7 protein-coding genes and 1 pseudogene are annotated in these 13,812 nt (G+C 37.4%); all 8 read left to right on the plus strand.

The features are described from left to right. Nucleotides 1-25 precede the first annotated feature (25 nt). The 8 genes and pseudogenes from NBX25_RS03460 (at nucleotide 26) to NBX25_RS03495 (ending at nucleotide 13,707) form a co-directional block, all read left to right on the plus strand. A pseudogene (locus NBX25_RS03460) lies at nucleotides 26-1,648 on the plus strand (T9SS type A sorting domain-containing protein). Between the two features lie 13 nt (nucleotides 1,649-1,661). After that, a complete protein-coding gene (locus tag NBX25_RS03465; RefSeq protein ID WP_250252869.1) occupies nucleotides 1,662-4,814 on the plus strand; it encodes a hypothetical protein in 3,153 nt (1,050 codons plus the stop codon). A gap of 4 nt (nucleotides 4,815-4,818) precedes the next feature. Beyond that, on the plus strand, nucleotides 4,819-8,394 hold the full coding sequence (locus NBX25_RS03470; RefSeq protein WP_250252870.1) for a DUF6443 domain-containing protein: 3,576 nt from the start codon (nucleotides 4,819-4,821) through the stop codon (nucleotides 8,392-8,394). 14 nt (nucleotides 8,395-8,408) lie between these two features. Next, nucleotides 8,409-8,864 carry a hypothetical protein gene (locus NBX25_RS03475; RefSeq protein ID WP_089738640.1) on the plus strand — a complete coding sequence of 152 codons (456 nt, stop codon included), beginning with the start codon at nucleotides 8,409-8,411 and terminating at the stop codon, nucleotides 8,862-8,864. 461 nt (nucleotides 8,865-9,325) lie between these two features. Beyond that, nucleotides 9,326-10,090 (plus strand): type I methionyl aminopeptidase, encoded by a 765-nt coding sequence (gene map / locus NBX25_RS03480; protein ID WP_250252871.1) that lies wholly within the window; start codon nucleotides 9,326-9,328, stop codon nucleotides 10,088-10,090. Nucleotides 10,091-10,222: 132 nt separating this feature from the next. Continuing rightward, complete coding sequence (locus NBX25_RS03485; protein ID WP_250252872.1) at nucleotides 10,223-10,768, plus strand: Crp/Fnr family transcriptional regulator; 546 nt, start codon at nucleotides 10,223-10,225, stop codon at nucleotides 10,766-10,768. Between the two features lie 124 nt (nucleotides 10,769-10,892). Further along, nucleotides 10,893-12,023 carry an alpha/beta hydrolase gene (locus NBX25_RS03490; protein ID WP_250252873.1) on the plus strand — a complete coding sequence of 377 codons (1,131 nt, stop codon included), beginning with the start codon at nucleotides 10,893-10,895 and terminating at the stop codon, nucleotides 12,021-12,023. Nucleotides 12,024-12,174: 151 nt separating this feature from the next. Continuing rightward, the gene (locus NBX25_RS03495; protein WP_123908834.1) at nucleotides 12,175-13,707 is read left to right on the plus strand and encodes a M20/M25/M40 family metallo-hydrolase; all 1,533 of its coding nucleotides are present in this window, start codon (nucleotides 12,175-12,177) and stop codon (nucleotides 13,705-13,707) included. Nucleotides 13,708-13,812: the final 105 nt, after the last annotated feature.

The following is a 13,812-nucleotide window of genomic DNA, read 5'->3' on the forward strand; positions in this document are numbered from 1 at the left end:
CATTAAACTCAAAAACAACACGGGAATGAAAAAAATGTATCTCGGTGCATGTACTATATGCACGGTTCTGGGTATGTCTGCTCAGGAAGTACTCTGGCAGAAAGATATCAAATCCACTACCCAGGATTTCCTAAGTCAGGTGACTACGACCATCGATCAGCAGTATCTTATTACAGGCAGCTCTATACAGAGCGATAAACTCCAACAAGGCAATAAACAAAACAACGGCTATGATTTTCATCTGGTGAAGCTGAATCAGCAGTGAGAACAGTCCTGGGAAAAGTATTTCTCAGGACAAAATCATGACTATTTATCCGCAACAGTAAGCACTCAGGATGGTGGATTTCTCTTAGCCGGAACTTCTTATTCAGGAAAAGGACTCGATAAGAAAGATGATTCCAAAGGTGGTTCCGATATCTGGCTCATCCGGATCAATGAATTCGGGGATGAATTATGGCAGAAAACATTGGGCACTTCTTCTGATGAGGAAGCTAAATCTGTTATTCAAACGACAGACTTAGGCTTTTTTATCGCCGGGAATGTCCAGAACTCTTCCAAAGGCTATGGTTCCAAAGATGTCTGGATAACCAGACTCGACAAAGATGGTAAAGAACTTTCTCAATTGATATTAGGCGGAAAAGGCTTAGACGAAGTCGAAAAAATGATTCCAACGAAGGACGGTGGAGCTTTGTTAGGAATTTATTCAAGGAGTTCCGAGGTTCGTGATATGGGTTCAGGAGCTAGAACCCGCGAAGAGAAGTCTTTAGGTGAACAATCTGTTACTCCAATAGCCATTAGCCAAAAGCCAAAAGCCAGCAGCAACTTCGGCGAAGGCGACTACTGGATTGTTAAACTGGATAAAAATGGAAAAGTAGAATGGGAAAAGAACTTTGGAGGTAAGGGAGACGACCATATCAGAACCTTGGCCTTAACATCAAACGGTTATGTTATTGGTGGTGAATCCCGATCAGAACGATCAGGAAACAAAACAGTAGGCACCCAAGAAGGTACGGATCTATGGCTGATTGCCCTTAATGAAAGAGGCGATGAGCAGTGGCAAAAGTCCTACAATTTCAAAAACCGTGATATTCTGATGGGAATGAGTGTGATTCATTCCGCAGATGACAAGTCTTCAAAAGGAATTTTACTTGGAGGTTACACTCAAGCAGAAGGAAGAATAGAAAAAGATGATGAGACCTTCTGGATGTTATATTTAGATGGCAACGGAAATGAACAATGGAGAAAACATATAACAGGAGAATCCAGACAAAAAGAGGAAAGACTTTCTGATTTGAAACTGAACAGAGATGGTTCTATTGTGTTAGCGGGAACCAGTGCCAAAGAATTAGGGAAAGAAAACTGGAAGATTGTAAAGCTTGGCGACAAGCAGGTAAGTGATCTGATTGCCAAATATGATATTAAGATCTACCCGAATCCGGTATCAGACTATGCCTATGTAGAAATCGGCTTTGATTTTAAAGAAGCTGATATTATGCTGTATGATATGAGCGGAAGACAGCTTCAGAACTTCAAAACCAAGAACAGAGTGACCAAGATTGATACTCAGGTTTTGGTGCAGGGAGCTTATCTAGTGACCATAAAAACTGATAATAATAAAACAGCGAATGCAAAGCTGATAAAAAAATAAAAAACTGATAACAATGAAGAAAATAATTATTCCCATAGGTATACTGCTTATGATAGGAACTGTACATGCACAACAAGATGCTCTAAAAATGGTTCCTAAAGTTATAGCTCCCAACCTGAATGCCAATGCCCTAGGACTATTTGATAAGCAATCTGTGAACATGTCTACAGGGACTCCGAGTATAGGGGTTTTGCTTCATACCATTCGTGTGGGGGATCTTGAACTTCCTATCAAGCTGCAATACGATGCCTCGGGAATCAAGGTAGGGCAGATGGCTACCTCTGTGGGACTAGGTTGGTCCATCAACAATTCAGGAATATTGACTCAGGAGGTTCGGGACAAGATAGATGGGCAATCCAATAATATTATTCAGCAGTATGTTAATACTACTACCATTGATGGAAGAAATGCTATTCTATATAATCATGAATATATTACACAGCCCTATACAGGGGATGATTTGGAAACCGACAATTATAATATTAACTATTTTGGGAATACAATTCCATTTTTTTACAACTATAACAATAATAGCTATATTCCCCAGCAAAAGGATGACACAAAAATTTTTAAGGGAGCCAATAAATGGACGGTCACCCTCAATGAGGGTACAGAATTTAATTTTGATCAACAGTATTCAAGTAAATCTGTCTCTTCCACTAAAGTTATCAAGCAACCTCCGTCCACACAACAAGCATTTAGCTCTCCCAATATTAATGATTCATGGTATCTGACGGGAATAACTAACAAAGGCCAGACAGCAACTCTTGAATATCTGAACTCTTCATGTGTATATGTTTCAAGAGGAGACGAAACAAATGATGCCCTGTCTCTTATAAGAAGTAAAGAAGACTTTAAGATAATAAAGGAAATTACTACACCATTTGAAAAAGTGGCATTTGAATACAGTGCCGAAAGAGAAGATCTGGTGAGCAATAGTGGTAAGGCTGATCTGTTGAAGTTCATCAAGGTATATGACAACTATGGAAAGCTTGTCAAACAGTTTCAACTCTTTTATGACTACTATGATGAAACACAATCATTACCCTCCTATGTTTCCATCGTCTCAAATGCTACTAATATTTATAAAAATAAAAGATTGCGATTAAGGGGAGTGAAAAGGCTGAATATTCAAACTGGAAGTTACGAAAATTATTATTCATTTGATTATAATTCAGAGACTCTGCCCAACAGATTTTCTGCCTCACAGGATATATGGGGGTATTATAATGGAGGAAATAATGGGGATTATATGTTTTCCGGAATCGAAAAGAAAAAACTTACAGTAGAGCCACAGTATGCCTCAATCGGCTTATTAACAAAGGTTACTTACCCAACAGGAGGTTTTTCAGAATATGATTATGAGAGTAATGTATCCAACCGTCCTGTTAATTATGATCTGATGATTCCAGCAGCCATGAATTCAGTTTCCAAGTCAATACGACTCAACAGGATGCCAATGAATTATAAAGGAAACGGAAAATATGAAATCCCATTTACGGTGGATGCTCCAATAGTTGGTAACTCCTTTAATGCTCAGGTTAAGATAAGCAACTGTCCGGGGACAGTATATTCAACTACTTGTAATTACAAGGTTATGATAGATGGTAATTGGCTTAATCCTGGTACAGGTACCTTCAATGCAAATTCTTTAACGATCGGAAATCATGTGCTTACTGCAAAAAGCAATGGGCATACAGAAGATCCTGATAATCTCGAAGTACCTTATTTCTTTTCTGTTGGAATGCAATGGGAGGAAAAAATACCTGAGACAGGTCCAATACCTCCCCCTATTTTGGTAGGAGGACAACGGGTGAAAAAGATCACCACAAACGACAATGTTAATAGCTATACCCAAGATTTTACCTATGTTAATGAAGATGGAACTACATCCGGGACTATACTTACACTCCCATTTGTGGGTGCTACGAATAGCTTTGGGGTAATCTATTCCCAAGGATCCAATCCTTTGTCTAAATTAAAGGGACAAAATCTGGTATACAGAAGAGTAGAAAGAATAGAAAAAAATTCTTCAGGCCTAGCCAATGGAAAAACGGTGCAGTATTTTAATAAGCCTATTACCCACTCTAATTTCAATAAAACACCTTTTCCTCCTCCTGATGACATAAGCCATACCTATGGACAGCTTAATAAGGAAGAGATTTTTGAATTCAAAAACGGAATATTCAATAAAATTGAAGAGGAAACCTATGTTTATACATATCCTGATAAATGTATCTCCGATAATCCAGCTAGCAACTGTATTACAATATTAAAAGGATTATCCTATAGTGAAGTTGTTAATATAATCAACACGAATAATACAATATATGATAACTTTGACTGGGGTCTTTATTCCCTTATGGCATCACCCTATAAGTTGCGTGCAAAGACATCAAAGAAATATTACAATAATTCTAGCATTAGTACTAGTGAGACACTTGATTATACCTCCTCTATGCACAACAATCTTACCTTAAAGATCACCACACTCCCGGGTAATATCGTTCAGCAAACTGCCTATCAATATGCTCATGAGAAGAACAATCAAAAACTGATTAACGCCAATATGGTTGGAATTCCTTTAGAAACCTCTGTATTACAAAAGAAAAATGTAAATGATCCGGGGAATATAATTTCCAAAACTGAAACCAAGTATGACGATCCTGCTACATTATTTCCAACCTCAATATTGTCTTACGATCTCCAAAATCCTAATCAGGGATCAACAGAATTGAGTTATGATAAGTATGATTCTAAAGGGAATATTGTGCAGTATACTAACAGATCGGGAGTATCAACAGTCATTATCTGGGGGTACAACCAAACTCAGCCTATTGCTAAGATTGACAATGCAAAACTGGAAGGAATTGGACAATCATTCATAGACAATATTGTGAATGCCTCTAATCTGGATGCTGCCGCTGAAAGAAATAATGATGAAACCAATCTGCACAATGCCTTTAAGGACTTTAGGAATAATTTGTCCGGTTACCAGATCACAACCTACAGTTATGATCCATTAATTGGAGTAAGAAGCATTACCCCTCCCTCCGGAATCCGTGAAGTTTACCTTTATGATGATGCTGGCAGACTTAAAGAAGTAAGAGAACATAATAATACCGGAAAACTATTAAAAGAATTCAATTACCATTACAAAAACTAAGACGATGAAAAAACTTATAATTCCCATAGGCATGCTGCTGATAAGCCATTCAGTCCATGCCCAGGCTACTCCGGGAGAAAACTATATCCAATCCAAGACCTATCTTGATTATAATGGAACGACCCCTTCAAAAACCTCAGAAACCGTCCAGTATTTTGATGGTTTGGGAAGACCTAAGCAGGTAGTGAATGTAAAAGCCTCTCCCTTGGGAAAAGATGTGGTTACTCACATTGAATATGACCAGTTCGGAAGACAGGTAAAAGATTATCTTCCCGTACCTCAATCAGGAACTTTGAATGGGGGGATTATTCCCAATCCTTTATCCAATGCCAGCAATTCTCCTTATGGCTCAGAAAAGATCTATTCCGAGAAAATATTGGAAAACTCTCCTTTGAACAGGCTTCAGCAACAGATCCAGGTGGGGAATGACTGGAGTACTAAGCCTGTGAAGTTTGGGTATGAAGCTAATGTTCTTAATGAAGTGTACCAGCATATGACCACTACCACCTGGGAAAACGGAGCCACTAAAAGTGGGATAAGCCTATCTCCAGCTGTTTTATACGCATCTGGTACCTTGTATAAGAATACAGTAACAGATGAAGATGGAAACCCAACGGTGGAGTTCAAAAACGGAAAAGGGCAAACTTTGCTGGTAAGAAAACTGATGGGCTCCACCGAGCAGGCAGATACTTACTATGTGTATAACGAATACGATCAGCTGGCCTTTGTGATTCCTCCCAATGCGGTTCAAAAACCTATTAGTGAATCTCTGCTTAATGATCTCTGCTACCAGTACCGTTACGACGGAAGAGGAAGACTGGTAGAAAAGAAACTTCCTGGTAAAGGTTGGGAATATATGGTGTATGATAAGGCTGACCGGTTAGTATTTACCCAGGATGCTAATATGAGCCCAACGAATAAATGGTTATTTACAAAATACGATGCATTAGGAAGAGTAATCATAACAGGTATTGTGAGTGGGAGCAGCAGAGCTTATATGCAGACAATGATTGGAGATGCAGTGATGACTGAGAATGGATCTGCCACCGGCTTTACAAAAAACGGAATGCAGATATTTTATACTAACACCAATTTCCCTTATCTTGAAACAGTCTTTTCGGTTAACTATTATGATACTTATCCGGGGTATAACTTTAATCCATCATTTCCTTCTACCATTCAGGGAGTAGAAACGTTAAAAGAAACGGTATCCCCGGAAGGGAAAAGTACCAAAGGACTTGCTGTAATGAGTCTGGTAAAAAATATTGAAGATGACAACTGGACCAAGATTTATACGTATTATGACACCAAAGGACGAGTGATAGGAACCCATTCCATCAATCATTTGGGAGGCTATACCAAAACAGAATCCAAGCTGGATTTTGCAGGACTAGCTCAAACGGTGATCATCAAACATAAGAGGTTAGAAACCGATACAGAAAGAGTCATCACCGAAACCTTTGATTATGACCACCAGAACAGACTGTTGGTTCACAAACATCAGGTAGATGCTAATCCCACAGAAATCCTTACCCAGAATACGTATAATGAACTTTCCCAGCTGGAATCTAAAAAAGTGGGTGGAATTGCTGCAGGATCTGCGCTTCAGCAGATGGATTATAAGTACAATATCCGTGGCTGGATGACTAAGATCAATGATCCTTCGAATCTAAATGGAAGATTGTTTGGGTATGAAATAAAATATCATAATCCTGTATCTTCAGCAAAATCACCTGGGAAGTTTAACGGAAATATTGCAGAGATCGACTGGAAGAATTCTTCAGAAGATATTCTGAAAAGATACAACTATGAATATGATCCTCTAAACCGTTTAAAAAATGGCTTTTACTCAGAACCTAATGCCACTAATCCTGCCAATGGTAATTTTGATGAATATCTTACCTATGATCTGAATGGAAACATTAGTACCCTGCAACGGAAAGCCACTCCAGTGTCAGGTCAAACTCCTGCATTGGTAGATAACCTTGAATATAAATATACCGGAAACCGCCTGAATCAGGTGATAGAATCTGCAATGAATGATACCGGGTATGAAGGCGGAAATAATATAATAGATTATGATGTAAATGGAAATATGATTAATATGAAGGATAAAGGGATGAATACTATTGGTTATAATCACCTTAACCTTCCCAATGCTTTCACAATCAGTAATGCAAATCCTATAATTGGGCAGCCATTTAATGCTAACCTAATGTATTTATACCGTGCAGATGGAACCAAACTAAGAAAGACGTATTCAACCCGGCCTCCGAGAGGATCGGCTAGAACCAGTATGACCGATTATCTGGATGGCTTCCAATACTCATACCGTGAGGGTGAAGGAATCTGTCTGACCTGTCGTACCGAATCTGCTTTTGAAGAACAGGCTTACGGAAATCTTGAAAAAAACTTTCCCAATATAGGAAATCCGCCAGCATGGAAACTGGATTTTGTACCCACTTCAGAAGGCTTTTACAGTTTCACAGAAAACCGTTATATTTACCAGTATAAAGATCACTTAGGCAATACCCGGGTAAGTTTTGCCAAAGACAGCGCAGGTGTTCTGGAAGTTACCGATACGAATAACTATTATCCTTTTGGTCTCAACCATATCTCAGGAATGTTTGGAACTTCTAATTTTGGAGGATTATATAGTTACAAGTACAACGGTAAGGAATTACAAGAGACTGGTATGTACGATTATGGGGCTAGAATGTATATGCCGGATATTGGAAGATGGGGTGTCGCAGATGAACTAGCAGAAAAATCAAGAAGGTTCTCACCCTATACTTATGCTTTGGATAATCCAATAATGTTTGTTGATCCAGATGGTAGAGAAGCACAAGGATGTTGTGGTAATTTATGGAATCTTGCCAAAACTTATTACTCTGGAATGTATCAGGGTGCAAAAGGTGTGGCAACAGAAACTTATCAAGGTGTTAAACAAATTGTTACTGATCCAGGAGGAACAGCGAAATCAATATACAATAATTCAGGGAGTATTCTAAAAGCGGGTGTTAATAAAGGAGTAGGTGCTGTCGCTACTGCAATATCAGCTCCAGCAATTGCTGTGGATAGTTTTAAAAAAGGAGATGCAACAGGAGCTGGAAAGATAGCAGGAAAAGCTTTGGCTGAAATGGCTATAATTGCTGGTACGGAAGGAGCTGGAAGTGCTATTAAAGGTAGTATTACAGCTGCTAAAACAGCCAGAACAATAAGTAAACTTGGTACTGAAGTAAACACTACTGCAGCTGAAATGTTTAACGCTGGAAAAGCTCCAGCAGCTATAGTTGGAGCAGAATTAAATGGAAAAACAGCTATAGGGATAAGTGGAGCCCCACCGTCTACGATTGCTCCACAGTTGGAAGGTGTTGTGAATGAATTAGGGGGGCTTGGTACGAGGACAGCCTCTGGAAATCCGGTTGGATGCTGTGCTGAGTTTAATGCCGGAAATGAATTATTATTAAATAATCCTTCCGCTACGGCATCACAAGTTAATTTTACTGAAGCAATAAGGCCAAGAACTGGAAAAGTTGTACCAATGTGTGATAACTGTAAAGCAACTTTTGGGAAATAAAAATATTATTATTTATGTACACAGAAATAGAACAACAAACCTTAGATATAGATTGGTTTTTTACAGATGGTAAGTATATAGGGTTTATAGCGTCTGGAGCTGGTAGATTACCTGAATCAGTAGCGAAATCATCGGAAAATAATGAAAGACTAGTGTCATATTTTAGAAATTTACAAGAAATATCGGAGGTAATAGTAAACCCAAAACTGAATGATTTATTGATCGAAATATTTGGCACAGGTGCTGATGAAAGATATTTACACGATTTTGTTTCTATGACCAAAAAAGGATTTTATTCTTTTGATAAAACTAATTTAAATAACTTTCTTGACTATGATTATCATTTAGTAACAAGCCCTATGAATCCTTTGACTATAGATGATTTGCCTCAGGATATATTAAATATTATTCTGCAAACTAAGTATTCAGATGGGATGAACAATATTATAAATATTGGTAAAATAAACTAATGATTACAAAGTAACAGATTTTGAGTAGATAACACAATAACCACTGCGACAGCGGTGGTTTTTGTATTGTTCTGTTTTGTATTAGGAAACAGAATAATACAAATAAATCTTTAGGATAATGTTTAGGTATAGAATAAAAGGACTGAATTTTTTATATTTGTGGTAATGAATAAACCTCCCGCTCGCGCGAGCATCATGCTCGTGTCCTCAATAACAAAAAAGCCATTGCTAGATCAGCAATGGCTTTTTTACATGGCTTAGAAAATCTTTATATTATTAAAAATATCTCCGCTGGCGCAAACATTTTGCTTATACCAACATAAAAAGAAAACCAATATATTCATTAAGAACTCATTACACTCTATTTTTTTAATAAAAGAAATTTATATTCTTTAACTTTGTCTTTTTCAATAGCGAACATTTCTTAGCATTGAAATTCATACCAACCCAAAAATAAAATCATGTCAATTACCAACGACGATCAATTAATCGGAATGCAGAAAGTGAGTGAAGCGGTTGCTTATACCTTGAAAGAGATGAAGCAATACGCTCAGCCAGGAATGACCACAAAGGAGCTTGATGAATATGGTGCCAAAATACTTGCTGATTTCGGAGCTAAGTCTGCACCTTATCTTACCTACGGATTTCCTGGATGGACTTGCATCAGTGTAGATAACGAATTTTGCCACGGGATTCCCACAGATCAAAGAGTTTTGAAGGAAGGTGACCTCATTAACATAGATGTTTCTGCAGAGCTCAACGGATATTGGGCTGATAATGGAGGATCCTTCGTGATTGGGGAAGACATCCATCAGCATCAGACATTGGTAAATGCTTCTAAAGATATTCTTCAAAAAGCAATTGATAATATAAAAGGTGGTGTGAAAATAGCAGATATCGGATTTTTAATGGAGACAGAAGCAAAGAAAAAAGGCTTTAAAGTCATTAAAAATCTTGGCGGACATGGTGTAGGAAGAAGCTTACATGAGGAGCCCGATGAGTTATTGAATTATAAAAACCGTTTCGATACCAGACGTTTTAAGAAAAATTCTGTAGTGGCGATTGAAACATTTATCTCTACTTCCTCAAATCTTGCTGTAGAATTAAAAGATGGTTGGACGATGGTAGGGAACAAAGGCGGCTATATGGCACAACATGAACATACCATTTTAATCACTGATGGAAAGCCTGTCATTTTAACTGAAATGAATGGAATCTTGAATTAACATATCATCTGTTTATTAATATTTTATCCCAACTACTGAACATATTTTAATTATTAATTCTGTTTATCCAATAAATGGAAGAGTAGATATTTTGTCTTTAACGTAGAAATTCCTCAATTAAAACATATAAAAATGATCAGTGAAAAGAACTTGAAGGTTATCGAAAATTTCATTCATTTATTTGATAGCAATATCTATCGTAAAAAAGAAATATTGATGGATATCGATCAGGTGCACCGTGACTTATTTTACATTAAAAAAGGAGTGGCCAGAATCTTTTACTATGACGATAAAGCACAGGATCATACCCATTGGATCAGTTCAGATCATAGTTTTATAGCTCTTTTTTCAAGCGTATCGTCTGGAAAGGCAGTTCCATTTGGAATTGAAGTCATTGAAGATCATAGCGAAATATTCAGATTGCCTTACCGTCAACTTCTTGAGTTGAAATTAAACAATCCCGAAATGCAGCAGTTTACGGAAGATTTATTTGCTGAGAGTTTAATCACGATGGGCTGCAGGCTGATGGATCTTCAAATCAAAACTACAGATCAGCGTTATGATGATTTTGTGGCTGCTCATCCGGAATGGCTCCAGAGAATCAATCTTGGATATATTGCCGGATACCTTGGGATGACGCAACAACAACTGAGCAAAGTAAGAGCTCAACAGAAATAATCCTTTTTTAATCCAGGTGAAAAGAAAAGCTAAACTTAAAAACTAATTTCGAAAAAGTTTAGCTAGCAAGGTATTGCTGAAAGAAAAATACAGCATACCATTTTTTCACCAAAATAGAAACATAATGAAAAAAGGAACATATCAATTGCATGATGAAGCCAATTTTAATTTTCAACTGAACAGAACCTTAATGTGGGGAAATGGAGATCTGGAAGAAATCAAAACAATAGCATCCAGAATCAATACCACAGAAGATTGGGTAAAGGAAATGAGTTCTCTTGCTAAAGAAGCAGAAGCCAATAAACAGATTCCTAAAGCTATTGGGTATTACAGGATGGCAGAGTTTTTTAAAGCAGATGGAACCTCTGAAAAATCAAGATTATATTCCAAATCAAAATCTTTATTCTACGAATATCACAAAATCATTTTTGAAAAGGAAATCAGAAGGGATGAGATAGACTATGAAAATGGAAAATTACCCGTTTGGATCTGTCTTCCCCAAGAAGAAATAAAAGATACTGTGATTATTCATGGGGGAAATGATTCCTACATGGAAGAATTTTTACCAGTAGTTCAGCGTCTGGTATCTGAAGGAATTGCAGTGTACATTTTTGATGGTCCAGGGCAGGGAGGGGCTTTAAGAGAATCCGGAATTTATTATACCCATGAATGGGAAAAGCCTATTAAAACTATTTTAGATGCCTATCATTTGGAAAATGTAACTTTAATTGGGTTGTCTTTAGGAGGAATGTTGGCACCGAGAGCTGCTGCATTTGAAAATCGTATTCAAAGAGTAGTAGCTTGGGGAATTATGCCTAGTTTTTATGAGGTCATATTGACTAAAGTTCCTCATGAATTAAGGATGTTGATGGATGCACAAGAAAAAGAAAAAGTCAATGCGCTTATTCAAAAGAAAATGGATGTTGATCCTCTGGTGAAATGGGCAATGCAGCACGGAATGTTCAGTATGAATGTGGAAACACCTTATGATTATATCAAAAAAGCTCAACATTTTGAAATGGAAAGTATCGGACTAAAGATTACCCAGGACTTTTTACTCCTAGGTTCCAATGAAGATCACTTTATCCCCGTTGAATTATACAAAAGAGTGATTGATGCTTTACCTAATGTAAAGTCACTTACCTATAAAATGTACACCAAGTACGATGGGGCTGAAAATCATTGTAATCTTGGAAATACAGAGCTTGTTTTGAGTGATATTATCCATTGGATATTACAGGCTAGAAATAAATAAAAAGATACTTTTTGTTTTAAAAACTTAAGGTTGTTTCTTAGGAAGCAGCCTTTTTTTATAGGTTAACAATTGAAACCCTTGGCTTTAAAATTGTTAATAAGCAAATACTTTCCTATATTTAAAGAACCAAACCATTCAGAAACTATTCACTATGAAAAAAGTTCTTTTAGCCATTCTGGGAATTCTCGTTATTCTTGCTGCTGTCGTATTAATTAAAACTTACACCTATCCTTTTAAGAAAAATCCGTCAGGAGCAGGGGAAGGATGGAAGCCTGTAAAAAATGACTCCGCAGTGTCACGATTTTCTGGAGGGATAAAAATTCCTACCGTTTCTACCGGAAGTTTAGGCGAATTTAATTATGAACCTTTTGACCGGTTTAAGGAATATTTAAAAGCTACTTATCCATTAGTCTATCAAAATACTGAAAACGTAGAGATTAATAAATACGGATTGGTTTTCAGGCTTAAAGGAAGTAATTCAGCATTAGAACCTATATTGTTTCTATCTCATATGGATGTAGTTCCTCCGGGGGATGCTGATATTAAAAATACCGCTGAAAATATCTTCAGACCGGATGATAAACCATCAGAACCTGTGGCCAAAGTTGCGGAAGACTGGGATTTTTCCCCTTTTTCAGGAGCTGTTGCTAACGGGAGAATTTATGGAAGAGGAGCAATAGATATGAAAGGAATGCTTTTCTCTTTAATGGAGTCTATGAATAACCTTATTAAAAGCAAACAAATTCCCCAGAGAGATATTTATTTAGCCTTTGGTTTTGATGAAGAAGTGGGAGGAAAGAACGGCGCTATGCAGATTGCAGATTATTTTAAGAAAAAAGGGTTGAAGTTCGATGCAGTATATGATGAAGGCGGACTGATTATGCGAAAAGGAAATGTAGCAGGGGTAGAGGCTGATGTTGCTGTAGTAGGTTGTGCTGAAAAAGGATTTCTTTCTGCCAAAATAAAAGTAAAAGGATTGGGTGGGCATTCCTCAATGCCTCCTATGGAAAGTGCTATCGGAAAAGCTGCAGTCATTATGCAAAGACTGGAAGACGATCAGATGAAACCGGAGATAACTCCATTAATTAAAGAATTTTTTGATAATATTGGCGGTGCTATGCCTTTTACGACAAGAATGGCACTGGCTAACCAATGGCTTTTAAAACCGGTACTGATCTCGCAGCTTACCAAAAGTAATACCACCAATGCATTGGTACGAACTACAACAGCATTAACGATGATGAAAGGAAGTGACGGAACCAATGTACTTTCTCCCGAAGTCGAATTTGTGGTCAACTTCAGGCTTCTTCCCGGAAATACTGTAAAAGATGTTAGAGATCATATTGCAAAAGCAACCAAGGGTTTTGATGTTGAAGTAGAGGAAATTGATAATACAAGAGAAGCATCAGCAATATCTTCATCGAATACCAAAGCATTCAAACTGATCGAAGCAGGAGTAAAAGAAATTTATCCTGAAGCCATTGTTTCCCCTTATCTCACCATGGCCGGAACAGACGCCGGGAAATATGAAATTGTAAGCAAAAACGTCTACAGATTCATGCCGATCAGAATCAACAGTGCGGAACAGCAAAGCATCCACAGTACCAATGAATATCTAAGCATAGAAAACTATCTGAAGATGATCCATTATTTTGAATTTATGATGAAAAATTATGATAAGTAATGCGGAGTTCGTGGAGAATAAAAAAGTAATCGTAAACTCTGTTACTAACAAAATATTGACAAGCTGAAGCGACTTGAGCATATAGTATTAACATTTATGCTGATT

The organism is Chryseobacterium sp. Marseille-Q3244, assembly GCF_940807095.1.
In the GTDB taxonomy this organism is placed as follows: Bacteria; Bacteroidota; Bacteroidia; order Flavobacteriales; family Weeksellaceae; genus Chryseobacterium.